Here is a 23,871-nt window from a genome sequence, read left to right as displayed (position 1 = left end):
CGGTCTTTTTGTAACGGGGCTGTTATCCCTGCCAGAACCAGATCATACAACCGTTAACACCGGCGCGTTGCAGCGAGTGGCGGTCACGTTCGGCTTTACGTTTTTGATCGTACGGGCCGAGGATCACTTTGTACCAATCGCCATTGGTGCCAGCCACTTTACGGACTTGCGCTTCAAGGCCTTGGAACGCGATCACGGCTTTTAACTCTTGCGCCTGCGAGTCCTTACGGAAAGAGCCACATTGCATTTGATATGGGCGTGCTGGCTGATTACTTGCTGCCGGTACATCCACCTCAACTTGCTTGTTTTCTAACTCTTTTTGGTAAGTCCATTCCTCTTTAGGGATTGGCGGCAACGCGTCTTTTACCACTGGCGCTTTCACGACTACAGGTTTTTCGGTAGCTGGTGCCACCTTTTCTACCCGTTGCTGCGCTTCTGTCGCGGCGTCATCAGTTTTTAAAAACCACAACATATAACCAAAGGCCACAATCACAGCCAGACCGAGTACCAACTTTAACGGTGATACTGGCCGTGGCGCTGGCGCAGCGGCTTTGGCAGGCGTGCTACGTTTACCGCGCGGCTTAGACTTGCGCGGCTTGCTATTGGCATAGTCGCTTCGCATCGGTTACATCCGCTCCAGAGTCTCAATACCCAGCAAACCCAGACCTTGTTGTAGCGTCTTAGCGGTCAGCTGTGATAACAACAGGCGGCTATCGCGCGCTGCTTCATTGTCAGCGGCCAATACTGGGCAAGCTTCGTAGAAGCTAGAAAACGCACCGGCCAATTCGTACAGGTAACTACACAGCAGGTGTGGTTGACCTTTGTCGACCATGCGGGCCAATACTTCGCCGAACTGTGCCAACTTGGTGCCCAGTTCTTTCTCTTTCTCTTCGTTGAGTTCGATTTTGGCGTTGGTTAAATCGATATCGGCCGCTTTCTTGAAAATGCCGACTACACGGGTGTAGGCATACAGCAAGTAGGGCGCGGTGTTACCTTCAAAACTGAGCATCTGGTCGAAGCTGAAGATGTAATCGCTGCTGCGGTTTTTCGATAGATCAGCGTATTTCACTGAGGCGATACCGACAACGCGGGCGATCTCTGCCAAGGTGGCTTCGTCCATATCTGGATTTTTGCTGCGTACCAGTTCAATGGCGCGGCTGTTGGCTTCATCGAGCAGATCAACCAGTTTCACTACGCCACCAGAGCGGGTCTTGAATGGACGACCATCTTCGCCGTTCATGGTGCCAAAGCCCATGTGTTCCAGCGTCATTTCATCACGCACAAAACCGGCAGTGCGGGCGAGGCTGAACACTTGTTGGAAGTGCAGCGCTTGGCGCAAGTCGACAAAGTACAGCGCGCGATCGGCGTGCAGCACCTTGGAGCGGTAACGCATCGCGGCTAAGTCGGTGGTGGCATACAGGTAACCGCCATCGGCTTTTTGAATGATGACAGGCAGCGGCTCGCCTTCTTTAGTGCGGAATTCTTCTTGGAATACCACTTTGGCGCCGTTACTTTCAGTCAGCAGGCCTTGGGCGTCCAAGTCAGCAACCACTTGGGCTAAATCGTCGTTGTAGGCGCTTTCACCGTGTACGTCTTTACGGGTCAGGCTCACACCTAAACGTTGATACACTTTGTGGCAGTGGCTCAATGAGATGTCGTTAAATTCGCGCCACAGTTTGTTGCAGTATTCGTTGCCAGATTGCAGCTCTACCACCAAGTGGCGGGCGCGGGTGGCGAACTCTTCGGACTCGTCGAAACGCACTTTAGCCGCGCGGTAGAAGGTCTCTAAGTCTGACAGTTCAATTTCGGTTGCTTCGCCGTTAGCGGCGCGCAGCTCTTCCATGTAGGCCAGCAGCATGCCGAATTGTGTCCCCCAGTCACCCACGTGGTTTTGGCGGATCACTTTGTGGTTCAAAAACTCCAGTGCGCGCACTACCGCATCACCAATAATGGTCGAACGCAGGTGGCCTACGTGCATCTCTTTGGCAAGGTTAGGTGACGAGTAATCAACCACAACGGTTTGCGCGGCTGGCAGTTGGATGCCGAGCTTGTCGTCTTTCAAGGCGGCTTGCAGTTGGTTAGCCAGCGCGTTTTCATCAATGAAAAAGTTGATAAAACCTGGGCCAGCGATATCCACTTTGGTCACGTTAGATGACGCTGGCAGATTGTCGATAATCAGTGCCGCCAGTTCACGTGGATTTTTGCCCGCGAGTTTACTCAGCATCATCGCTAAGTTAGTGGCTAAATCGCCATGCGTTTTATCCTTGGTGCGATCGACCTGAATCCTTGGTGCGGCATCTTCGGGAATGATCCCTTGTTGTTTCAAGGTAGTTACGGTTTGTTCGAGCAAAGATTGAATATGTGCTTTCATTGGCGTTTTATCGACACTGACGACTAATTAGGTGGATAACGGAATAACCGCACATTGTAGCGGTGATCGACGAAAGAAAGCTACGGGGTTAAGCGTTTTTATGCTACGGCCGTGCAAAAAATGGCACAAGTTGTGATGAGTACTTGCCCGCAGGCAGCGCGAAGCGGGCGCGGTTTACAGCAAATCTTGTGGATCGCGGTCGATAGTCCAACGGCAGCGGCGTGCTAATGGTTGCTGCTCGATGATGGGCAGTACCTGTTCAAAACGTTGTTGCAGCAGGCGACGGTCAGCCGCTTGCACCAGCAGATGACGCCGATGAAAACCGGCCTTGCGGTCGAGCGGGGCGGGCATCGGCCCGATCAGTTCAAGTTGTTCGTGCTGGCCCAATTGCTCGGCAAAATCGCGTAAAAACTGCTCGGCATCTGCGGCGTGATGCGCTTCAGCGCGGATCAGCACCATGTGCCACACCGGCGGCAGCAGTGCCATGCGGCGTTCTTCCAGTTGTGAGCGGGCAAATTCGCCATAACCGCGTTGCAGCAGATCTTGCAGCAGCGGGTTATCACCCTGGTGGGTTTGCAGCAACACGGTGCCGGGTTTACTGGCGCGGCCAGCGCGCCCGGCCACTTGGGTATACAGCTGACCAAACCGCTCCGGCGCACGAAAATCGGCACTGAATAGCGCGCCATCCACATCCAGCAAGGCCACTAAGGTGACATCAGGAAAATGGTGGCCTTTGGCGAGCATCTGCGTGCCGACCAAAATGCGAAAACTGCCGCGTTGAATCGCGTTCAGCTGTTGCTCCAACGAGCCTTTACGACTGGTGGTGTCGCGGTCAATGCGTACCACTGGATACTCAGGGAATTCTTTGGTGAGAATGCCTTCCAACTGTTCGGTGCCGATACCTTGGCCTTGCAACATGGTGCTGCCGCAGTTATGACATTGGCGCGGGATTGCGTACTGATTGCCGCAATGGTGGCAGCGAATTTCGCCCAATGATTGGTGCACGGTAAAGAAGGCATCGCAGCGGTCGCATTCATGCAGATAGCCGCATTCGTGGCACATCAGCGCGGGCGCAAACCCGCGGCGGTTGAGGAACAGTAACACTTGGTTGCCCGCTTGCAGGTGCAGGCGCATCTCGTTGAATAACGCTTGCGATACGCCGCCGCGTAGCGGTTGATTGCGAATATCAATCACCCCTTGGCGCGCTTTTACCGCATTACCGGCGCGTTCATTCAGTTGCAGGTGGTGATAACGGCCAGACAGCGCATTGTGCAGTGATTCCAGCGATGGTGTGGCGCTGCCCAGCACCACCGGAATATCCTCTAAGTGGCCGCGCATTACCGCGAGATCGCGGGCGTGATAACCCACGCTTTCTTGCTGCTTAAAACTGGAGTCGTGCTCTTCATCGAGAATAATCACCCCCGGCCAACGCATCGGCGTAAATAGCGCCGAACGGGTGCCGATGATAATCGCCGCCTCACCGCTGCGGGCTTGGCGCCAAGCATCGAGTCGCTGTTTGTCGGTAAGGCCAGAGTGCAACACGGCAATCGGTACTTGAAAACGATGTTTAAAGCGGTTGATGGTTTGTGGGGTTAAACCGATCTCTGGCACCAGTACTAACGCTTGTTTACCAGCGCGCAGCATGGTTTCAATCAGCGCTAAATAGACTTCGGTTTTGCCTGAACCTGTAACGCCTTCCAGCAGACTGCAATGGTAACCTTGCTGATGATTTAAGGTGGCTACGGCCACCGCTTGCTGCTTGTTGAGCTGATGCGGCGTTTCGCCCATTTTCAGCTCATCGCGCCAGCTAATGTCAGTGGTGATCGGTCGCTCGTAGATGCCAATCCAATCGCGCTCACGCAGCGCTTTGAGGCCGCTGGCACTCAGTTCCAACGCTTGAAACTCTTCAACGGTGAGTTCGCTGCCTTTGAGTAGCTCTAAGATTTTTTTCTGCGCCGGTGCTCGGTTAAGACTGGTGAGTTCCGCTTGCTCGCCTTTGTCGGTCAGCGCGTAGTAGCGGATAAACTCCGGCTGAGCGCTGGCGCCTTTACGCAAGGCGACCGGAATCGCTTGCGACAACATCATGCCGTGGCTACAAAAATAATATCTTGCTGCCCATTCGGTCAGTTTATACAGTGGCGCGTCGAGCAAGGGCTCATCATCGAGCACACGTAAAAGATTGCGGATCTTTTGCGGCGGTAGGTCGCAACTATCGCTAATATTGGTGACTAAGCCGATCAGTTTTTGTGGGCCAAATTGCACCTCCACGCGCACGCCCGGTTGCAGCGGTGTGGTGATCGACTCAGGGATGCGGTAGCTAAAGTTTTGCCGTAATGGGACAGGAAGAGCGATTTCGGCAAATTGCGACATGAAAAATAGCGTCAATAATAAAAAGGGGCGTCGGCTCAGTTTACCTATAGTGGCATGACAGGGCTAGCCGTAGCACAACAAAACCCGCTAACGGATTATTCACGGAGTAGAAATTTAATGAAATGGCCGTCAATGTTTGTCTGGTTGTTTGTCTGCGTCTGCGGTTTGAGTGTGGCGCCATCCGTGGCTAAGGTTGCGCATGTCAGCATCAATCTGCGCATGTTTGATGTGGGCAAATTGCCACTGTTGAAAATCAACATTGTGTCGAATATCACCGATACCAACCGCTTTCAATTTATCATGCATCAAACCAGTGGCGACGAACGTTTGATGGTCAGTCGCGTCAACGACTTTATGTTGTTGGTACAAGGCGTAGAAGAGGTTACTGACCGGCAAGCGGTGTTGCAGGTTAAAGAGTATCGCGACAACTATTGGATGGATGTGGCAACGTTGGCGCTTTTTAGCGACTCAGTGCCCGTCGGCTCGCCGCCAGACAACAAAAAATTTGCACTGTACAAACAGCAAGCCACGGTGCCGTTGCATAATGGCAGCGCGTCGAACCTCGCCAAAGTCACTGCCGTTGTCCAGCCTGTCGCTAAGGTTGTTAAACCGGTAACTGCGTCCGTGACGGCAGCCACCTCGGCGCCAGCAGCAAGCAACATTGCTGTTGCCCAGTCTCAGCCTGTCGCTAAGGTTGTTGAACCGGTAACTGCGTCTGTGACGGCAGCCACCTCGGCGCCAACAGCAAGCAACATTGCCGTTGCCAGCCCTGCGCCCGTATTGTTGGCGACGCTAGCTCCTGCAACATCGGCAACCGCTGACGCGCCAGTGACTATGCCTATGGCGACGTTAGCGGCTAACACGAGCGGCGATAGCGCGATCGTTGCTGGTTGCACCATCGACTATAACGGCGAACAAACCTTGTGGCGTTTGGCAACACGTTATTCCAAAGAGTGGCAGACCAATGTGTATGCCGCCGCCTTGGGGATCTTTGAAAGCAATCCTAAAGCCTTTGCCAAGGGTAAACCTTCGGGGCTGCGACGCGATGCCGTATTACGCTGCCCAAGTATGGATGCCTTAGTGCAATACGCCGATAAAAGTACCGCAGAGAAGAAGTTTGATAGTTTGCTGTAACGCCTTTGCCACGCCGCTTGTAGCCAGAATCATCGCTGAGGCATTGGCATGGCGCAGTGGTTAATGGCAGGGGCTTACGCGGGTCATTCGGCGTGCAACTTATTCGCATGCTCATGCTTGAATTACCGATAATGATGGCGTAAAATCCTGCGCCCTAACAATACTGTTATTAACCGCATGTGGTGCTCAACTTCGGGTTGGGAGAGCGACATGGCCTTAAATTTGAGGTAATCCCAATGAAACCAGGTATCCATCCTGAATACGCAGAAATCACTGCTACTTGTACTTGTGGCAACGTGATCAAAGTACACTCAACTGCTGGTAAAAACCTGCATTTGGACGTTTGTGGTGCATGTCACCCATTCTACACTGGTACCCAGAAAGTTGTTGATACCGGTGGTCGTATCGAAAAATTCAACAAACGTTTCGGTGTACTCGGCAAAAAATAATTGCCAACACACAGATTCTGAGAGAGGCGTCCATTGGACGCCTTTTTCTTTACTGGTCCTTTTTCTTTACTGGTAAACACCCAGCGGCCTTTTCTGTTTTTCCCTCTGCTTAGGGAAGGTGCGAACAAGTCTTCGCGACGCTCTGGATTTGTAAGCCATAGCAGTTCAAGGCAGCTAACTGCGGGCATGCTGGAGCATGGCAAAGTTAGCTAACGAAGAAATGCATGAGCTTACAAATCCCCGTAGGGCGTGGCCTACAGCTTCATCTGCTACGTTGCAGTTTTTGCAAAGGGCTCACCATTCGCGGCAAACTGCGCCTTGCATCTGAAAGCTGTATGCTCACGCAGAGCATGCACGGGACTTATTCGCACCTTACTTAGTTTTCCTGCCGCGTCCATTGGGTGGTTTATATTCCAGCGAATGTTAATGAGTCAAATCAGTAATATTATTTAAATATATTTCACTAAAGTAATATTATATCGTTAAAAGAACGCTTTTTTCTGAAAGTAGATTTCAACATTGTTTGCTTATTTCATGTGCGCTTTAGTAAAGTAACTTTGGTAAATAAAATAAATAACCACTGTGGTTGGATGAGCACTGTTTAATAACAAATAGTGTTTTATTAATGGCCAGTTTCGAGTATTGTTAGCGGCCAAATTTGTATTAAGTCACGCCTTATCAAATAATCAATGTGATCTAAATTGCAAATATTGAAGCACAGTATTTTTTGGCTTGAATTTCAGGAAAGATAGATGACCGATTTCCGTCAACGCGCACTCGATTACCATGAATTCCCTGTTCCGGGAAAAACCGCGGTAACGCTTACTAAACCAGCAGAAAGCAGTATGGATCTAGCGCTGGCTTACAGCCCAGGTGTGGCTGAGCCAGTACGTGAAATCGCCGACAATGCCGACAATGCTTATCGTTTTACCAATAAAGGTAATACTGTTGCCGTTATCTCAAACGGTACGGCTATTTTAGGCTTAGGTAATCTTGGCCCATTAGCATCAAAACCAGTAATGGAAGGAAAAGCGTTATTATTTAAACGCTTTGCCAATATCGATGCGACCGATATTCAGGTTAAACATCGTACAACGGAAGATTTTATTAATACCGTTGAGTCAATTGCCGATACTTTTGGCGGTATTAACCTAGAAGATATTAAAGCACCTGAGTGTTTTGAAATTGAACGCGAATTAATCGCACGCTGTGATATTCCAGTATTTCACGATGACCAACACGGTACTGCGATTGTGACCGCCGCAGGCATGCTGAACGCGTTGGAAATCCAAGGTAAAAACATTGCTGAAGCGTCGTTTGTGTGTCTCGGCGCGGGCGCGGCGGCCATTGCGTGTATGAGCCTGCTGATCAAGTGTGGCGCCAAGCGTGAAAACATCTATATGTTGGACCGCCAAGGTGTGATCCACAGTGATCGTGATGATCTCAATGAATACAAAGCGCTGTTTGCTACGCCAACTGACAAGCGTACGCTGCGTGATGCTATCGCCGGTGCGGATGTGTTCTTAGGCCTGTCAGGCGCCAACCTGTTGGGCGCGGAAGAGTTGGCGTTGATGGCGGATAAGCCGGTGATCTTCGCCTGTTCAAACCCAGATCCAGAGATCAGCCCTGCAATTGCGCACGCGACTCGCCAAGACTTGATCATGGGCACCGGCCGTAGCGACTACCCTAACCAAGTGAACAACGTGTTGTGCTTCCCGTTTATTTTCCGTGGTGCGTTAGATGTGCGCGCCAGTGAAATCAACGATGCCATGAAACTGGCAGCGGTCCAAGCGCTGGCGGAACTGGCTAAAGAAGAAGTTCCAGCTTCAGTATTGGCGGCCTATCCGGGCATTGATAGCTTGAGCTTTGGGGCCGACTACGTGTTGCCAAAACCGATGGACCCACGTTTGCTGCCACGCATCGCCTCAGCTGTGGCGCAAGCGGCAATCGACTCTGGTGTAGCACAACTGAGCACTATCCCTGACTACACTCAGCGGTAATTAACGTTTAACACTGTGTCAGTCTGCCAAATGCCCTCAACCTCGGTTTGAGGGCATTTGCTTTTCTATCGGCGCATTGTTTCCGCCGTCTTGGGGCGGTTGAGCGCTTGGCGCAGCAAAGTTTGCGTTTTACTATCTTCTGCTGAATAATCAAAAGCATCGCGGGTCAAATATTGGATTTTGGCCAAGAATTATCGGTGATCAGGAAGGCCAACCGATGGAACTCACCCGACTTCTCACCATTCGCTTATCGCGTTTCTGGTTATTGTCATTAATGCTCACGTTAGCGGTTGGCATCGTGTTTGCTGCCATGGCTTATTCGCAACTGACTTACCGTTTCCAGCAGCATAATATCGCCGCCATTGAACAAGCGTTTAGCCGTCATGTGCTGCGACAAGATATGGACGATGCCAACCTGTGGCTGCCCGATCTGCTCAAAGCTACCGACACTTTGCAAGCACGGGTGTGGAACGGCCAGGAGCTGGTATATGAATACACCAGCGCCGAACAGGCTGAGCTTCCCCGCGTGATTGATATCCAGCTACCGCAGCAGCCTAATCTACGGGTACAACTATTGATGCCACAGCCGTTGTGGCGCTATCTGCCGAATCGTTATGAAGTGGGCGTGCTGTTATTGGGTTTGCTGTGTTTTGTGGTGATCACTCGCCGTGGCTACTTGTGGTATCGCGAGCAGTTAGTCGGCCTAGAAAGCATTGGTGAACGTTGCCACCTCATTCTCAAGGGACGCTTTGAACAGGCCCGTGGCCGCTACAGCAACGGTCATCCGCGTTTTATTAATCGCGCTATCTCACTGCTGTTGGATGAGCTAGTGGAGGCCAAAAAAGATCGCGCCCGCTTTGATACCTTTATCCGCAGCAACACCTTCCTCGATCATGAAACCCATATCGGCAACCGCTTATTTTTTGATAGCCGCTTAGATGCGCTCAGCAGCCACAGCGGCATGATGTCGCACGGGGTGCTAATGTTATTGGAGTTTGATGAGCTAGATCAGCTCCACAGTGAGTTAGGCGATCACGGCATCAAGGAATACTTAACACTCAACGTCGAACATATGCGCCGTTTACTGCAATCACAGGCCAACAGCGTGTTTGCCCGCCGCAGCTACAGCCAGTTTGCGATTTTAGTGACGCAAATTAGCCTAGCAGAAGCGGAACAGTTGGCCTCAAGGTTAGTAAAACTGTGCGCCAGCTTAGCGCCACCAGACAGTAAAGCGAACCAAAGCTTGTGCCACTTGGGCTGCGCCTATTTTAAATTAGGCGATGAACAGCAACAGCTGATTGAAGAAGCGGAGATGGCGCTGCGTGCGGCGCAAATGCAGGGCAATAACAACTGGTTTATGTACGATAAAGGTGCAGTTGATGAAGAGTTTGCGCGCGGTTCGGTACGCTGGCGCACCTTCTTAGAGATGGCGTTAACAGACAAACGCTTTGTTGCCTTCGCCCAGCCGGTGATTGATGTGGACGGCATCGTGCAACAGCGAGAGATCTTTACCCGCGCGCGCGAACCTAACGGCAACTTAGTGCGGGCGACCTTGTTTTTACCGATGGCCATCAAGTGTGGTTTGATTGCGCCGATAGAACAATTAATTGTTGAGAAAGTGATTCAACAGTTGTTGGTTGCCAGCCACGGCGACGAGCAGTTCAGCGTTAACTTGTCGTTTGAAACCTTAATGAACAACGACTTTTTCCGCTGGCTCAAGCGCATCATGTTGGAACATCGCGATCTGATGCCACGCTTGAGCGTCGAGGTTGATGAAGCCTTTGCTTGTCGAGAGTTGGCCGCGCTCAGTCCAAGATTGCAAAGCATTAAAATGATGGGCGCGCGCATCGCGGTGGACCATGTGGGGCAAGAGTTAGTCAGTACCCAATATATTGTTGAAGCGGGCTTCAACATCGTCAAGCTGCATCGCTCTTTAGTGAAACAGATCCACTTACGGCCCGAAAACCAGCTATATATTCGTAGTTTACTCGGCAGTTTGCCGTTAGCTGAGATCAGTGTGGTGGCAGAGGGCGTAGAGTTATTGGAAGAGTGGCAAACACTGAAAATTCTCGGTGTCGGCGCTGCCCAAGGTGCACTATTCAGTGAACCGGTGGCAGTGGAATAGCTGGACCGCAGGGATGAAAGCAGATCTATCGCGCAACTTTTACATTTTTCGCAGATTATTCTGTGTAGAATGAAAGGATTAGCGTGTAACATTGCTAATTAATTTTTTGGTTATTAACCAAGCATTTTATCCCATGCGCCAGTGGCAAATTAGCAGATGAGAGTCCAACGCAATATGACAACTGCGCCCCTAAAACGATGGCAATTCTGGCGAGCGTCTCGCCCCAAACAGCAACTGGGGGTGTTTATTGGCGCTCAAGCTGCGTGGGTAACCAGCGCAGCAGCGGCAGATAACATCCGCTTCTATGCGCATCAGCGTGATTGGCACAACTTGTGGGATAAAATTGCCGCCGATTTTGACGCGTCGCAAGTGCAAATTGTGCTGGGCGCGGGCCAGTATCAACTGTTGGCCGCTGACAAACCGGCAGTGCCAGACGATGAAATTCCACAAGCCTTGCTGTGGAGCGTTAAAGATATGGTGGCGACTCCGGCCACTAATATTCACCTCGATTATTTTGAATTTCCCTCCAAAGCCAGCAACAAACTGCAAGTGGTGGTCACCGACAAGCAGCAGATGATGCAACTTGCCCAAGCGGTCGAAGGGCACGACTTTGCCTTGCAGGGCATCAGCATCGAAGAGCTAATGCTGGCAAATCTGTTTGGTAACGAGCCACAAGCTCGGTTGGTATTGAGCCATCTGCCCGGTGAAGAAGTGTTGCTGACGGTTGTGCGTGATGGCGAGTTGTGGATGCAACGCCGCTTGCGTGGTTTTAGCGGGCTGGACCATTTTACTGCTGATGATTTACGGCAACGCATCGCCGACGCGTTAAGCCTTGAGATCCAACGCTCGATGGACTTTTTTGAGAGCCAATTGCGTCAAGCGCCAGTGAGTTCATTGGAATTGCTCTGCGGTGGTGAAAACCAACTGCTCGCCACATTAGTTGCGGCCAACTTCAATCAACCGGTCAACGTGGTCGCAGCGCATGATATTGGTGGCAAACTGGCGCAACTCAGTTGCCTAGAATTGGCGCGGGAGGCCGAATGACTAAGACCCGCATCAACCTATTTAGCAGCGCATTATTACCGCCCAAGCAACGTCTTACCCTCAAAACGCTCGGATTATCTGGCGCACTGATACTGTTGCTCGGGGGCGCTAGCCTTGGCGTGATCAGTTATCTTCATGGTCAGTTGCAGGCGCAAGTGGCGCAAACCAAAACCTTGCTCAATAGCCAGCAAAGCCAGTTGGAGCAGTTGCAGGCGCAGTTGCAGCGGCATCAGCCCGATACCAGCTTGCAAGCTGAAGTCACTCTGCAACAGCAGGAATTGCAGTTAAAAACCCTGCTGCTCAATGAGCTGTCACAGCGAGAGCAATTGAAATCGGTCGGTTTTACTGAAAAGTTACAAGAACTTGCCAAAGTGTCGAATGGCAATATCTGGCTTACCCATCTACATTTTGATGAGCAAAAGATTGTTTTTGAAGGATATGGCAGTAGCCCTGAAGCGGTACCAGACTGGATTGCGCGATTATCTTTGACTCAAAGCTATCGCGGTAAAGCGTTCGCCTCTATGACCATGGCGAGGGAAGAAGGTAAGCCGTTGGCGTTTAAACTCACCACGGAAGCTGAGGAGAGCAGCGCTCAATGAATTTTCTGAGCAGGTTAGCCCAACAATATAACCCGCTATCGATGCGCGAGCGGTTGCTGATTGCCGTGGTGTGTTGGTTAGTGCTGGCCGCCGTGTGCTATTTGCCGTTTGAAACTCTGTGGCAGCAACGGCAGCAGTTAGCGCAACAGCAGAGCGCGCAGCAAAAGCAACTTGCGAGCATGGCTGCGCAAATCACGCTGATCCAACAACGGCTCAGTGAAGATCCCAATAAAGATTTACGCCTGCAACAGCAGCAACTTGCAGGCCAAATTCAAGCCGTTGATCAGCAATTGACCGCACAAACCGTCGACCTGATCCCCGCCGACAAAATGCCCGCACTATTGGCGCAGTTACTGAAACAAAGCCGAGGCGTCACTCTGTCTAGCTTCCAATCCATCGCCCCCGTGCCGTTGCTGGTGGTGGGCGATAAACAAGCTGGCGAGATGAATCTGTTCAGCCACGGTATCGTGCTCACCTTTGAAGGTGACTATTTTGCGGTGATGAAATTTGTGCAAGCGGTTGAACAACTGCCAGAAAAACTATACTGGAAGTCATTGGATTATCAGGTGGATGAATATCCCAATGCCAAAGTGGCGCTCTCGCTTTACACCCTCAGCATCAATAAGGACTTTATCAGTGTTGCGGCTAATTAGTGGTTGGACATTGTTACTGGCGCTGCCGGTGATGGCGGCGGACTTACGCGATCCCACCTTGCCACCCGTGGGCTGGCAAATCGACACCAGTGCGGCGGCGCAGAGCGCTAGCGATACAAGTTTAGTATTGAACTCCATCATCACCGGTGCGGCTGGCAAGCGCGCGGTGATCAATAACCAACTCTATCATGTGGGCGATAAGGTCAACGGTGTGGCTATTAGCGCCATCAGTGACCAACAAGTATCGCTGGCTAACGGCAATAAGTTACGGTTATTTCCGCCAGTGACGGCGCCAAATAAGAAGAGATAACAATGAAGAATAATCTGTCCTTACTCTTTTGCTGCCTTGCATTCGCGCTCAACGGTTGCCAACTGATTGGCCGCCCAGCGCCAACAGCATCTAAGGAAGCGCTCAACAACGCCGTGCAGGCGGATAACAGCAGTAAAACCAATATTCCAGCGGCGGCACCGATGCCAAGTGCATTACAACAAGAGCTGACCGGTGGTGGTTTGCTGGCTGGGGTTGAGCAAGCGCCACAAGAAAAACGCTTTAATGTGTCGGCGCATGATGTTGATGCTAAAGTGTTTTTTAACAGTTTGGTGGAAGATTCTCCGTTGAGCGTGGCAGTGCATCCGAGCGTGAGCGGCACCATTTCGTTATCGCTCAAAGGCGTGACGCTGCCAGAAGTGCTCAAAGTGGTGCAGGACATTTATGGCTATGAGATCTCGCGTTCGGGCAAAGTGTTGCAGATCTATCCCGCCGGCATGCGCAGCGAGACGTTCTCGGTTAACTATCTCTATATGGAGCGCGAAGGGTTATCGTTAACCTCGGTTAGCTCTGGCCGCATCACCGACAGCAACAACAATAGCAACGGTAATAACTACAATAGTAGCTTCCAGATGAGTAACAACGGTGATGGCTTATCTGGTAACCGCAATCAAAATAGTAACAGCAATACCACCAACGGCACGTTTATCTCTTCCAAAACCAAGACCGATTTTTGGGGCAAGTTGCAAGGCACCTTAGAGTCGATCATCGGTGCTAGCGGCGGTGGCCGCAGCGTGGTGGTCAGCCCGCAAGCGGGCTTAGTCACGGTGCGAGCTTTTCCTGATGAATTGCGCCAGATCCGCCAGTTCCTCAGTCAATCTGAGCAGCATCTACAACGCCAGGTGGTGTTAGAAGCCAAAATTGTGGAAGTGCGTTTGTCAGACGGTTATCAGCAAGGTATCCAGTGGGATAACGTGCTTGGCACCGCCTTGGCCAACGGCAATACCTCGTTCAATTTCAGCACGTCGCCTGGCACCATCGGCAATAGCATCAGCCAAACTTTGGGCGGTGTTACGTCATTCTCGTTCAACCATAACGGCGCCGATGGCAACTCAGACTTTGGTGGGCTGATCAGCTTGCTGAAAACGCAAGGCGATGTTGACGTGCTGTCGAGCCCAAGGGTTACCGCCTCCAACAACCAAAAAGCCGTGATTAAAGTCGGTACAGACGAATACTACGTCACCAATGTCTCGACCTCGACCATTGCTAGCGCCTCAACCTCCACCATTACACCAGATGTTGAGTTAACACCGTTTTTCTCCGGTATCGCCTTGGATGTGACGCCGCAAATCGACGCTGATGGTAATGTGCTGCTGCACGTGCATCCGTCGGTGACCGAAGTCTCCGAGCAAAACAAAACCATCAGCGCTGGTGGTGCTGAGCCATTAGAGCTGCCGCTCGCACAGAGTGAAATCCGCGAGTCCGATACGGTGATTCGCGCCCGCTCGGGCGATGTGGTGGTGATCGGCGGTTTGATGAAGAGCGATAGCCAGAACCAAGAATCGAAAGTGCCACTGTTGGGTGATATTCCGCTGCTGGGTCAGCTGTTTACCAACAAGGTTACCACCGTCACTAAAACCGAGTTGGTGATTTTGATTAAACCCACCGTGGTGGATGCCAATACTTGGCAACAGCAGTTGCAGCAGTCGCAATCTCTGTTAGACCGCTGGTATCCAACGAGCCGTTAAGTCTATGTATCAGCAGCACTTTGGTTTGCAGACGTTGCCGTTTGCCTTGACCCCAAACACCGGATTTTTTTTCGGTTTAGCGCCGCATGTTGAAGCGCTACAAGTGCTGCAAGTAGCGCTTCAAAGTGGCGAAGGTTTTATTAAAGTCACCGGAGAAGTCGGCACCGGCAAGACGTTAATCTGCCGCAAGTTACTCAACGATCTGCCCGATAGTTTTGTGTGTGCTTATCTGCCCAATCCCTATTTAACACCGGCCGAGCTACGCATGGCGGTGGCGCAGGAGTTGGGTATTGATATCAGTGCGGTGCACGATCAACAGCAGCTCACCGGCGTGATCCAACAGCGGCTATTGGCGCTAAGCGCCGAGGACAAACAGATTGTTTTAGTGCTGGATGAGGCGCAAGCGCTGCCGGATGACAGCCTAGAAGCGTTACGTTTATTCACCAATCTGGAAACCGAGCAGCGCAAATTGGTGCAGGTGGTGTTGTTTGGCCAGCCCGAACTCGATCAACGTCTGGCACAGCCGCAACTGCGGCAACTGCGACAACGCATCACCTTTAGTTATCAGTTACGGCCGTTGAACCAAGCCGAAGTGGCGGCGTATGTGCGGCACCGCTTGGCGGTCTCGGGTTATCAAGGACGGCCATTGTTTAACGCGCGGGCGTTAAAGTTACTGTTTATTGGCTCGCGCGGCGTGCCACGGCTGATCAACATTTTGGCGCATAAGGCGCTGATGTTGAGCTACGGCGCAGGCGAAGCGGGCATTAACGCGGCGCATATTCGCCTTGCCATTGGTGACACTGAAGATGCTCGGCCACTGTCTCACTGGCATTGGTGGTTATGGAGTGGTGCATTGTTGTTAGTGATGTTCGCATCGGTACTGGTGTGGCGAGGGATGCTATGAGTGTCGTTAATCAAATGCTCAAAGATTTAGATAAGCGCCAGCAGCAACATGAATTTCCACCGCTGGCGCAGGCCAATATTCCCGCGCAAAGCGGGCGTAGCGGCTGGCGCTTGCTGGTCATCGGTATCGCGCTGGGCGCACTGCTGTTTGGTGCGGGCTGGTGGTTGTTAGAACAAGTCAATAACCGCAGTAGCAGCCTGCCAGCGTTGATCACCATTGCTGAGACCGCCCCCAATACTCAAACCGTGCCCGCCGTTGCTAACGATGCTTTAGCCACCGACGCCGACAATATTGCTGCGACAGAATCGGCAGCGCCTAGCGTAACCGCAGATAATGCCGATGCTACTGCAGAGATTGCGGCCGATACTGCAGCGGAACCTGTCTTTGCCGCTGCGCCGCAAGCGCCTGCTGAGTTGCCGAGCACCACGGATGCAATCGCCTCGAGCGATGCCGACCCCCAATCAACCACTACGGAGCATCAAGCGACCGACGTTGCCGCTACTGCGGTATTAACCAATAGCGCAGCGGCTGATGTTGCCGAGCCAAGCGTAGCGCCTGAGCCAACAAGCAGCACCGCTAAAGCACCTGCCACAGGGGAAATCAGCAGCGATAATGAACCAACCACTGTTGCCGCTACGCCAGCGGCTAAATCCAGCAGCCACACCAAGCAGCAGCTACAGATCACCTCGGTAGAACTGACACCGGCGCAACTGGCGCAAAAGCAGTTGCAGCAAGCCACTGCGGCGTTAGAGCAGGGCGACACCGCCGAGGCAATTGGCTTGTTACGCCAAGCGTTGCAACACGATGCCGGTTTGCATGACGCGCGGCGCCAACTGGCGGCACTGTATTTTGCCGCAGGAAATCTCAGCGACGCCGAAGCCATTTTGCAGCTTGGCGTGCAACGTTTTCCACAAAATGAAGAGTTTTGGTTGCTGTTAGCGCGGGTGCAGTTGGCGGGCAGCCAATGGTCAGCCGCCGATAGCAGTTTGATGAATATCAGTGATACCTCGGCGCTGGCACCAGAAAAATGGTTAGCCAAGATCCAGATCGCGCAACAGGCGCAACAGTGGAGTAGCGTGCAGCAGGGGTACGAACAACTGCTGCGCATCGAGCCGAGCAATAGCCGTTGGCACTTTGGATTGGCGCACGCACTCGACGTGCAAGGTCAATATGCCGCCGCAGTGAGCGAGTACCAACAAGCGTTGGATTTAACCGGGCTGTCAGTGGATGCCCGCGCCTACATTGAACAACGTTTAGTGCAGATAGGAGATTTACGTTGAAACCCAGACTCAAAATGCGCCTCGGCGATCTGCTGGTACAAGAGCAGATCATCTCCGAGGAACAACTGCAAAATGCGCTGGCGGAGCAACGCAGCACTGGCCGTAAGCTCGGTTATACGCTGATCAACCTTAACTACATCAGCGAAGATCAGATGCTGCAATTCCTGTCGCAGCAGTTGAGCATTCCGGTGATCGATATTAGCCGCCGAGTGATCCCGCAAAGCGTGGTGACCTTGTTATCAGAAGTACAAGCACGCCGATTCCGTGCACTGCCGATAGAAGCCGATGCCGATTCTGTGCTGATCGCGATGAGCGATCCGGCCGATCTACAAGCGTTAGACGAGCTGGAATTACTGCTCGCACCTCGGCAACTGAAGTTGGCGGTAGTGAAAGAACGCCAGCTATTTACTGCCTTTGATAATCTCTATCGCCTCACCAGCCAGATTGCCGAAATGGCTGGCCAGTTGGAGGAGGAATACTCCGCGGGCGAACAGTTTGATCTCAGTGCCATTACTGCCGCCGATACTGACAACGAAACCACGGTGGTGAAGCTACTGCAGTCAATTTTTGAAGACGCCGTGCAGATCCGCGCCTCAGATATCCATATCGAACCCGGTGAACATACCCTGCGTATTCGCCAGCGGGTTGATGGTTTATTGCAAGAAACCGAGCTGAAAGAGGTCAACATTGCCGCCGCCTTGGTGTTACGGCTGAAGTTGATGGCGGGGTTAGATATTTCTGAAAAACGCTTGCCGCAAGATGGCCGCTTTCATATCGAGGTGAAACGCCACCACATCGATGTGCGTATGTCGACCATGCCGATCTACCACGGCGAATCGGTGGTAATGCGTTTGCTGGATCAATCGGCGGGCCTGCTGACGCTTGAGCAAACGGGTATGCCCAACGACATTTTGCAGCGGGTGCGGCATCAGATTAAACGGCCGCACGGTTTGCTGCTGGTCACCGGCCCAACCGGTAGCGGTAAAACCACCACGCTGTACGGCATTTTAAGCGAACTAAATAACGCCGAGCGTAAGATCATCACCGTTGAAGATCCGGTGGAATACCAATTGCCGCGCATCAACCAAGTGCAGGTGAACCACAAGATCGGCCTCGATTTTGCCAACGTGCTGCGTACCACCTTGCGGCAAGACCCTGATGTCATCATGGTGGGCGAAATGCGTGACCGCGAAACGGTGGAAATTGGCCTGCGTGGCGCACTGACCGGTCACTTTGTGTTATCCACTTTACACACCAACGACGCCATCACCAGCGCCCTGCGTTTGATTGATATGGGCGCCGCTGGCTATTTGGTCGCCAGTGCCTTGCGGGTGATTATCTCGCAGCGTTTGATCCGCCGCGTGTGTGAACATTGCGCCGAAGATTATCAACTCACGGCACAGGAGCGCGCCTGGCTGGGCAGCAAATCGCGCGTCGATTTCAGCCACGCCAGTTTCCGCAAAGGTTATGGCTGCCAGAGTTGCTCTGGCACCGGTTATCGCGGTCGTGTGGGGGTGTTTGAAGTCTTAGAACTGGATGAAGCGATGATCGACGCCATGCGCGCGGGCGATCCGGAAAAGTTTGCCCGTATGGCAAGGCAATCGCCGCTGTTTAAGCCGTTACTGCAATCGGCACTGGAATATCTGTTCCAAGGCTTGACCACCTTAGAAGAAGTGGCCAACTTAGTCGAAGATGTCTCAGATCAGCATATTCCAATGGCTGATGCCTTGAGCAGCGGAGACTAACCATGCCCATCTTTGAATATCGTGGACGAGATGCAGCAGGCCAAGCGGTGACTGGTCGCCTAGAAGCGACCAATGCCAACGCGGCCGCCGATCAGCTGCTCTCTCGTGCCGTTATTCCGTTGGAGCTAAAGGAAGCCAAAGCCAAGCAGCAGGTGGATATTGGCGCGCTGTTTCGTCGCCGTATCAGCTTAGATGAACTGCAAATTTTTACGCGGCAGATGTACTCGCTCACCCGCAGTGGCATTCCGATTTTACGGGCGATCGCAGGCTTGGCCGAATCGACCCACTCCAAGCGGTTAAAAGCGGCGCTGGAGCAAGTGGCAGAGCAACTGACCTCAGGTTTTACGCTGTCATCGGCGATGAACCAACATCCCGACATCTTCGATGCGCTGTTTATCTCGATGGTGCACGTGGGGGAAAACACCGGTAAGTTGGAAGAGGTGTTTTATCAACTATCGCAATATATCGAGCGCGAGCAAGAAACCCGTCGCCGCATCAAAGCCGCCATGCGCTATCCCATTTTTGTATTGCTGGCGGTCGCCATCGCCTTGGTGGTGCTCAATATTTTTGTGATCCCCAAATTTGCCGACATGTTTAGTCGCTTCCACGCCGAGCTGCCGTGGGCCACCAAACTGCTGATTGGCACTTCCAGCCTGTTTGTGCATTACTGGCCGTTGTTATTGATGTTGCTGATCGGTGGTTATTTTGGTGTGCGTTACTGGGTCAAAACTGAACGCGGTGAATGGCAGTGGGACAAGCTGAAGCTGCGCATTCCAGTAGTCGGTTCGATTATTGAGCGCTCAACATTGGCGCGCTATTGCCGCAGTTTTGCCATGATGCTCAGTGCTGGGGTGCCGATGACTCATGCGCTGAGTCTGGTGGCCGACGCAGTGGATAACCGCTATATGCACGACAGCATTGTGGATATGCGCCACGGCATTGAAGCGGGGGAATCGATGTTGCGCGTATCACGCAATAGCGGCTTGTTTACGCCGCTGGTGTTGCAGATGGTGGCCGTGGGGGAAGAAACCGGCCAAATCGAGCAACTGCTTAATGACGCCGCCGACTTTTATGAAGGTGAAGTCGATTATGACCTGAAGAACTTAACCGCCAAACTGGAGCCGATTTTGATCGGTATTGTGGCGGTGATTGTGCTGATCCTCGCCTTGGGTATCTACCTGCCAATGTGGGATATGCTCAATGTGGTTAAAGGTGGCCGCTAGTGCCTGTTGCACCGCAGGCTGAGGCCAAGTCATTGGGACTGTTTCGGCAGCTCGTGGCGCTGGTGGTGCTGTTATTGATTTTGGCGGTATTGGCGCAGCGCTATTTTAACGGCGTTAACAATGTCTCATCGCAAAGTTTAGCGCTGGAACATAATCGGCTGGTGAATGTGCTCGCCATGGTGCGCTCGCAGTGGCAAAGCTTAGGACGGCCGTCGGAGATGCAGGCCGATTGGCTGATGCATGATCAAGGTGTTAGCCGTTTAACCATGGCGCGTGGTGGTTGGCCGACCGTGACCGAAAACAGCGCCGCAGGTTGTGAACAGTTATGGACACAGTTATTGGGGATAACGCCAGCGCAAGCTGAGATCAGCGTCAATTATGAGCCGCAAGCGCAGCGGTGCCAGTTTATTGCCATGAGTGGTCAACGGCTGGAATATCAATTGGATAATGGTCAACTGCATTATTTTGCTGAGATCGCAAATTAGCGTAGTACATTAGATTTTATAGCGTTACCTGCTAGAATCGAAAAGATTCAGAGGAGAGTTGCATGCAAGGTAAAGTTCAGGGATTTTCGCTGATCGAGCTGGTGATCGTCATCATGATCCTCGGCTTGTTGGCCGCGACTGCCATTCCACGTTTTTTAAACGTGGCGGATGATGCTGAGAACGCCAGCGTCGAAGGTGTAGCCGGTGGTTTATCTACCGCGGTGAGCTTTGTGCGATCCCAATGGGAAGTGGATGGTCGCCGCAACGACTCGGTGATTTTAGACGGCACCACCATCAGCTTAGATATGCGTTTTGGCTTTCCTACGGGAACAGGCAATACCTCTGCCACTAGCATGACAGACGCCAGTTGCCAAAGCGTGTTCAATAGTGTGCTACAAAGTGCCCCAAAGAACGTCATTTATACTGCTGATGCGCGTGATCAACGTTACACTGTGCGAGTTGAAGACGGCGCTGGTGGCACGGTGAACTCGCTAGCAGGCGAGTCAGTCAGCGGTGTTGATGTCTGTGTTTATCATCAAGTGGCCTCGTTGCCACTTGATCAAAACAGTGGTGTAGCGAGTCCCGCTCCCACACAAACCACTGCCGATGCCAACGGTATTGTTTACAATCCGGCCACAGGTCAGGTGTTTACGTTTACGAATTAGCCTTAATTGATGGGGAAATTCGATATGAGTTCAAACGTTTAAAGGAAATAGAAAATGCAAAAACAACAAGGCTTTACCCTGATTGAATTAGTGGTAGTGATCATCATCTTAGGTATCCTTGCCGTCGTCGCAGCACCTAAGTTTCTGAATCTGCAGTCAGATGCTCGTGGCTCAACTTTGCAAGGTTTAAAAGGAGCCATCAATAGCGCCAATTCATTGGTTTATTCCAAAGCTGTCCTAGCTAGTAAAGAAAAAAGTAGTAACACAACGATCGATATTAATGATACTTCTTCAGACACTACAGATGACGTAGCAGTGGCATATGGTTATATGAAAGCGACTGCCGCTTCTCTAAAAGCAGGTGCTGATTTGGACATTGGGACTTCTGGTACTAGTGATTGGGTTATTGCCGTAACTGGTACTAGCGCTAAGATTACGCAAAGCGGTGCTCCGGCTGATGGAACTGATAGTGATGGGAATAGTACTTCGTGTAGCTTGACCTATACAGAGTCTACAGGCCAAGGTGTTAAGCCGACCATTACAGTTGATACTTCAGGCTGTTAATCACTTTAGGTGAGTCCATGCACCCACCTTATGATTTAACTTCATGACTTTTAGGACGCGGCACAATGAGTTAGCTTTTACCTTAATCGAACTGGTCGTCACCATTTTACTGTTGGCGATCATTTCGGTGGTGGTATTGCCACGCTTTTTCGGTGCCTCGTCCTATAGTGCTTTTGCTTTGCGGCAGGAGATCATCGCCGAGCTGCGGCGTGGTCAACAGTTAGCGTTTAACAATAGTGACCGCTGTTTTCGGCTTGATGTCGCTGATAGCGGTTACCAACTCCTTCACTTAACCCAAGATTGCAGCGCCGAAATCTTTCACGAATCCCTACAAGAATGGCCGCGAGGTGCGCAGTTGCAACTCGATGGCAATAATCAATTCTCTATTCTGTTTGACACACTGGGACGGCCACAACTGAATTGCAGCGCTGGCTGTTTGCAGGTGGTGGCTGATGAAGTGCTGCCGATAGCGGTCGAGCCGGAAGGATATATCCATGAAGGCTAAGCGCGGTTTTACTCTTATTGAGCTGATTGTCGGCATGTTGGTATTTAGTATCGCCATCGTGTTGCTTACTAGTGTGTTATTTCCGCAAAGTGACCGCGCAGCGCAAACCCTTCAACGCGTGCGCGCGGCGGAGCTGGCCCAGAGTGTGCTCAATGAAATCTGGGGCAAGGCGTACGACGATGAAACCCCCATCGGCGGTGTGCCTGCTGCATGTAATCCAAATGACAACAATAGTCTCTGTAGTAATCATATCGGCCCTGACGATGAAGGGCGTAATGATTATGATGATGTCGATGACTATGACGGCATGGACGAATCTGCCCCCCAGCTTAATAGCAACCGAACTTATGAAGATGATTACCCGGGGTTTCATTTAAAGGTATCGGTGACCGCTAACGATGACAATAGTGCTAAGTTGATCCAAGTGATTGTCACCACTCCGCAGAACGAGAAAATCGCTTTTGATGCGGTGAGGAGCAACTACTGATGCGCCGCACCACGCAAGGCTTCACCTTAGTTGAACTGGTCACCGTGCTGGTACTGTTGGGTATTCTCGCAGTGGGCGTCAGCAGTTTTTTGATTTTTGGCACCCGTATTTTTGTTGATTCGTCAGCGATTGATCGCATTATCGGTAGCAGCCGCTATGCCATGGAGCGCATGACGCGCGAGTTACGCAATGCCGTGCCAGCTAGTGTACGTGTAGGCGCTAACGGTACTGCACAATGCGTGGAGTTTGTGCCGATTGCCGCAAGCGGGAGTTATTTAGATATGCCGTTTGATCACTCCGCTAAGAATGGCACAGTCTTTACCCCAAGCTCGCCGCTACAAGTCGGGTGGCAGCTATTTATCTATCCTCTCACCGCCAGTGATATCTACGATATCAAGCGCAACAAACGGGTGATCATCAATAGTATCGATGAGACGAAAGGCGAATACACCACCGAGGTGAGTTTCCACAACGCGTTAAGATTTTCCGAGGCTTCACCCGCGCAGCGTTTTTACGCGGCCACTACGCCAGTGAGTTACTGCTTCTTTGCCAGTGGCGAGTTAGTTCGCTATCAAGACTATGGTTACCAAGACAGCCAACCATTGCCGCCTTCAGTTGGTGGCGCATTAATGGCTGAATACCTCGATAACACCTTGAGTGCGCAGGATCTTCCGCTCAGTGTTGTTAACGGTACGCTGAACAGTAACGCGATTGTGCAGCTATCACCTAGGTTTGCTATTAACGGCGACAGTTTTACTTATCAACATCAAGTGCAGGTGTTCAATGTGCCATAGTTATCCTATGCGCCTTGGGCGCCAACAACAGCGCGGTGCATCCTTGATGATTGCGCTATTTATCATTGTGGTGATGGCCGTATTAGCTACGAGCCTGATCCGCATCAGTTCCGATGCTGATGAAGGTGTCAATATTGAGGTGTGGAGCGTTAGAGCCTTTTATGCTGCCAACAGTGGCGCCGATGCCGCGTTGGCGCAACTATTTCCACTGAATGGCAATGCGCCGAGTTGTGCCAATGTCGATAGCCAATGGATACCACCAGACAGTGTTGGTTTTAGCGGTTGTGCGGCGGTGCAGCTGAGCTGTAACACATTGACGGCTGGTGAGTTATCGCTGTATCGCATCACCAGCAGTGCAGTGTGTGAAACTGGTGTTTGTGATGAATCACATGATGAAAACAGCCAATGTTTACGGGTGCACCGCAGTGTGGAGGTAGAAGCACGTGCTAGTGAATAAC

23 protein-coding genes are annotated in these 23,871 nt (G+C 51.9%); 20 read left to right on the top strand and 3 right to left on the bottom strand.

What is annotated here, in order from left to right; translation table 11 throughout:
- Positions 1-22: 22 nt before the first annotated feature.
- The 3 genes from L9G74_RS06265 to priA form a co-directional block, all read right to left on the bottom strand.
- On the bottom strand, positions 23-622 hold the full coding sequence (locus tag L9G74_RS06265; RefSeq protein WP_238895443.1) for an SPOR domain-containing protein: 600 nt from the start codon (positions 620-622) through the stop codon (positions 23-25).
- Between the two features lie 3 nt (positions 623-625).
- The gene (gene argS, locus L9G74_RS06260) at positions 626-2,371 is read right to left on the bottom strand and encodes an arginine--tRNA ligase (RefSeq protein ID WP_238895442.1); all 1,746 of its coding nucleotides are present in this window, start codon (positions 2,369-2,371) and stop codon (positions 626-628) included.
- A 174-nt stretch (positions 2,372-2,545) separates the two neighbouring features.
- Positions 2,546-4,741 (bottom strand): primosomal protein N', encoded by a 2,196-nt coding sequence (gene priA, locus L9G74_RS06255; RefSeq protein ID WP_238895441.1) that lies wholly within the window; start codon positions 4,739-4,741, stop codon positions 2,546-2,548.
- Between the two features lie 117 nt (positions 4,742-4,858).
- Here priA and L9G74_RS06250 point away from each other — a divergent pair, with 117 nt between their 5' ends.
- The 20 genes from L9G74_RS06250 to L9G74_RS06155 all read left to right on the top strand — a co-directional run bounded on the left by L9G74_RS06250 (position 4,859) and on the right by L9G74_RS06155 (position 23,870).
- Positions 4,859-5,875 (top strand): hypothetical protein, encoded by a 1,017-nt coding sequence (locus L9G74_RS06250; protein WP_238895440.1) that lies wholly within the window; start codon positions 4,859-4,861, stop codon positions 5,873-5,875.
- Positions 5,876-6,111: 236 nt separating this feature from the next.
- Positions 6,112-6,324 (top strand): 50S ribosomal protein L31, encoded by a 213-nt coding sequence (gene rpmE / locus L9G74_RS06245; protein WP_037441662.1) that lies wholly within the window; start codon positions 6,112-6,114, stop codon positions 6,322-6,324.
- 752 nt (positions 6,325-7,076) lie between these two features.
- Positions 7,077-8,324 (top strand): malic enzyme-like NAD(P)-binding protein, encoded by a 1,248-nt coding sequence (locus L9G74_RS06240; RefSeq protein WP_238895439.1) that lies wholly within the window; start codon positions 7,077-7,079, stop codon positions 8,322-8,324.
- A 217-nt stretch (positions 8,325-8,541) separates the two neighbouring features.
- The gene (gene csrD / locus L9G74_RS06235) at positions 8,542-10,449 is read left to right on the top strand and encodes an RNase E specificity factor CsrD (RefSeq protein ID WP_238895438.1); all 1,908 of its coding nucleotides are present in this window, start codon (positions 8,542-8,544) and stop codon (positions 10,447-10,449) included.
- A 174-nt stretch (positions 10,450-10,623) separates the two neighbouring features.
- Positions 10,624-11,493 carry an MSHA biogenesis protein MshI gene (locus L9G74_RS06230; protein WP_238895437.1) on the top strand — a complete coding sequence of 290 codons (870 nt, stop codon included), beginning with the start codon at positions 10,624-10,626 and terminating at the stop codon, positions 11,491-11,493.
- A complete protein-coding gene (locus L9G74_RS06225; RefSeq protein WP_238895436.1) occupies positions 11,490-12,092 on the top strand; it encodes a PilN domain-containing protein in 603 nt (200 codons plus the stop codon). The genes L9G74_RS06230 and L9G74_RS06225 overlap by 4 nt, the downstream gene beginning before the upstream one ends.
- Positions 12,089-12,745: an MSHA biogenesis protein MshJ gene (locus L9G74_RS06220; protein WP_238895435.1), complete on the top strand. Its 657-nt coding sequence runs from the start codon at positions 12,089-12,091 to the stop codon at positions 12,743-12,745. The genes L9G74_RS06225 and L9G74_RS06220 overlap by 4 nt, the downstream gene beginning before the upstream one ends.
- Positions 12,729-13,055, top strand: coding sequence for an MSHA biogenesis protein MshK (locus L9G74_RS06215; protein ID WP_238895434.1), 327 nt, complete (start codon positions 12,729-12,731; stop codon positions 13,053-13,055). The genes L9G74_RS06220 and L9G74_RS06215 overlap by 17 nt, the downstream gene beginning before the upstream one ends.
- A 2-nt stretch (positions 13,056-13,057) precedes the next feature.
- Entirely contained in the window at positions 13,058-14,761 is a 1,704-nt protein-coding gene (mshL, locus tag L9G74_RS06210) for a pilus (MSHA type) biogenesis protein MshL (RefSeq protein WP_238895433.1), read from the top strand.
- A 4-nt stretch (positions 14,762-14,765) separates the two neighbouring features.
- Complete coding sequence (locus tag L9G74_RS06205; protein ID WP_275297268.1) at positions 14,766-15,665, top strand: ExeA family protein; 900 nt, start codon at positions 14,766-14,768, stop codon at positions 15,663-15,665.
- Positions 15,662-16,945, top strand: coding sequence for a tetratricopeptide repeat protein (locus L9G74_RS06200; RefSeq protein WP_238895432.1), 1,284 nt, complete (start codon positions 15,662-15,664; stop codon positions 16,943-16,945). The genes L9G74_RS06205 and L9G74_RS06200 overlap by 4 nt, the downstream gene beginning before the upstream one ends.
- Positions 16,942-18,690, top strand: a complete 1,749-nt coding sequence (locus tag L9G74_RS06195) for a GspE/PulE family protein (RefSeq protein WP_275297267.1) — start codon at positions 16,942-16,944, stop codon at positions 18,688-18,690. The genes L9G74_RS06200 and L9G74_RS06195 overlap by 4 nt, the downstream gene beginning before the upstream one ends.
- A gap of 2 nt (positions 18,691-18,692) precedes the next feature.
- On the top strand, positions 18,693-19,913 hold the full coding sequence (locus tag L9G74_RS06190; protein ID WP_238895431.1) for a type II secretion system F family protein: 1,221 nt from the start codon (positions 18,693-18,695) through the stop codon (positions 19,911-19,913).
- Positions 19,913-20,398, top strand: a complete 486-nt coding sequence (locus tag L9G74_RS06185; protein WP_238895430.1) for a hypothetical protein — start codon at positions 19,913-19,915, stop codon at positions 20,396-20,398. The genes L9G74_RS06190 and L9G74_RS06185 overlap by 1 nt, the downstream gene beginning before the upstream one ends.
- A 62-nt stretch (positions 20,399-20,460) precedes the next feature.
- Positions 20,461-21,063 carry a prepilin-type N-terminal cleavage/methylation domain-containing protein gene (locus L9G74_RS06180; RefSeq protein ID WP_238895429.1) on the top strand — a complete coding sequence of 201 codons (603 nt, stop codon included), beginning with the start codon at positions 20,461-20,463 and terminating at the stop codon, positions 21,061-21,063.
- A 54-nt stretch (positions 21,064-21,117) separates the two neighbouring features.
- Positions 21,118-21,627: a prepilin-type N-terminal cleavage/methylation domain-containing protein gene (locus tag L9G74_RS06175; RefSeq protein WP_238895428.1), complete on the top strand. Its 510-nt coding sequence runs from the start codon at positions 21,118-21,120 to the stop codon at positions 21,625-21,627.
- Between the two features lie 43 nt (positions 21,628-21,670).
- On the top strand, positions 21,671-22,132 hold the full coding sequence (locus tag L9G74_RS06170; protein WP_238895427.1) for a type II secretion system protein: 462 nt from the start codon (positions 21,671-21,673) through the stop codon (positions 22,130-22,132).
- Positions 22,122-22,619 carry a prepilin-type N-terminal cleavage/methylation domain-containing protein gene (locus L9G74_RS06165; RefSeq protein ID WP_238895426.1) on the top strand — a complete coding sequence of 166 codons (498 nt, stop codon included), beginning with the start codon at positions 22,122-22,124 and terminating at the stop codon, positions 22,617-22,619. The genes L9G74_RS06170 and L9G74_RS06165 overlap by 11 nt, the downstream gene beginning before the upstream one ends.
- A complete protein-coding gene (locus tag L9G74_RS06160; RefSeq protein ID WP_238895425.1) occupies positions 22,619-23,413 on the top strand; it encodes a prepilin-type N-terminal cleavage/methylation domain-containing protein in 795 nt (264 codons plus the stop codon). Before L9G74_RS06165 ends, L9G74_RS06160 begins: the two co-directional genes overlap by 1 nt.
- Positions 23,403-23,870, top strand: a complete 468-nt coding sequence (locus tag L9G74_RS06155) for a pilus assembly PilX family protein (RefSeq protein WP_238895424.1) — start codon at positions 23,403-23,405, stop codon at positions 23,868-23,870. Before L9G74_RS06160 ends, L9G74_RS06155 begins: the two co-directional genes overlap by 11 nt.
- Position 23,871 lies beyond the last annotated feature (1 nt).

This window comes from Shewanella electrica (genome assembly GCF_022321485.1).
In the GTDB taxonomy this organism is placed as follows: Bacteria; Pseudomonadota; Gammaproteobacteria; order Enterobacterales; family Shewanellaceae; genus Shewanella; species Shewanella electrica.
Note: the sequence above shows the minus strand (reverse complement) of the source record. Positions and strands in the feature narration are given on the sequence as shown.

Coding starts and splice junctions, on each gene's coding strand:
- priA (WP_238895441.1), bottom strand. CDS start 4,741: ATGTCGCAATTTGCCGAAATCGCTCTTCCTGTCCCATTACGGCAAAAC.
- L9G74_RS06205 (WP_275297268.1), top strand. CDS start 14,766: ATGTATCAGCAGCACTTTGGTTTGCAGACGTTGCCGTTTGCCTTGACC.
- L9G74_RS06220 (WP_238895435.1), top strand. CDS start 12,089: ATGAATTTTCTGAGCAGGTTAGCCCAACAATATAACCCGCTATCGATG.
- L9G74_RS06230 (WP_238895437.1), top strand. CDS start 10,624: ATGACAACTGCGCCCCTAAAACGATGGCAATTCTGGCGAGCGTCTCGC.
- L9G74_RS06200 (WP_238895432.1), top strand. CDS start 15,662: ATGAGTGTCGTTAATCAAATGCTCAAAGATTTAGATAAGCGCCAGCAG.
- mshL (WP_238895433.1), top strand. CDS start 13,058: ATGAAGAATAATCTGTCCTTACTCTTTTGCTGCCTTGCATTCGCGCTC.
- L9G74_RS06155 (WP_238895424.1), top strand. CDS start 23,403: ATGTGCCATAGTTATCCTATGCGCCTTGGGCGCCAACAACAGCGCGGT.
- L9G74_RS06165 (WP_238895426.1), top strand. CDS start 22,122: ATGAAGGCTAAGCGCGGTTTTACTCTTATTGAGCTGATTGTCGGCATG.
- L9G74_RS06160 (WP_238895425.1), top strand. CDS start 22,619: ATGCGCCGCACCACGCAAGGCTTCACCTTAGTTGAACTGGTCACCGTG.
- csrD (WP_238895438.1), top strand. CDS start 8,542: ATGGAACTCACCCGACTTCTCACCATTCGCTTATCGCGTTTCTGGTTA.
- L9G74_RS06250 (WP_238895440.1), top strand. CDS start 4,859: ATGAAATGGCCGTCAATGTTTGTCTGGTTGTTTGTCTGCGTCTGCGGT.
- L9G74_RS06240 (WP_238895439.1), top strand. CDS start 7,077: ATGACCGATTTCCGTCAACGCGCACTCGATTACCATGAATTCCCTGTT.
- L9G74_RS06170 (WP_238895427.1), top strand. CDS start 21,671: ATGACTTTTAGGACGCGGCACAATGAGTTAGCTTTTACCTTAATCGAA.
- rpmE (WP_037441662.1), top strand. CDS start 6,112: ATGAAACCAGGTATCCATCCTGAATACGCAGAAATCACTGCTACTTGT.
- L9G74_RS06190 (WP_238895431.1), top strand. CDS start 18,693: ATGCCCATCTTTGAATATCGTGGACGAGATGCAGCAGGCCAAGCGGTG.
- L9G74_RS06175 (WP_238895428.1), top strand. CDS start 21,118: ATGCAAAAACAACAAGGCTTTACCCTGATTGAATTAGTGGTAGTGATC.
- L9G74_RS06265 (WP_238895443.1), bottom strand. CDS start 622: ATGCGAAGCGACTATGCCAATAGCAAGCCGCGCAAGTCTAAGCCGCGC.
- L9G74_RS06225 (WP_238895436.1), top strand. CDS start 11,490: ATGACTAAGACCCGCATCAACCTATTTAGCAGCGCATTATTACCGCCC.
- L9G74_RS06180 (WP_238895429.1), top strand. CDS start 20,461: ATGCAAGGTAAAGTTCAGGGATTTTCGCTGATCGAGCTGGTGATCGTC.
- argS (WP_238895442.1), bottom strand. CDS start 2,371: ATGAAAGCACATATTCAATCTTTGCTCGAACAAACCGTAACTACCTTG.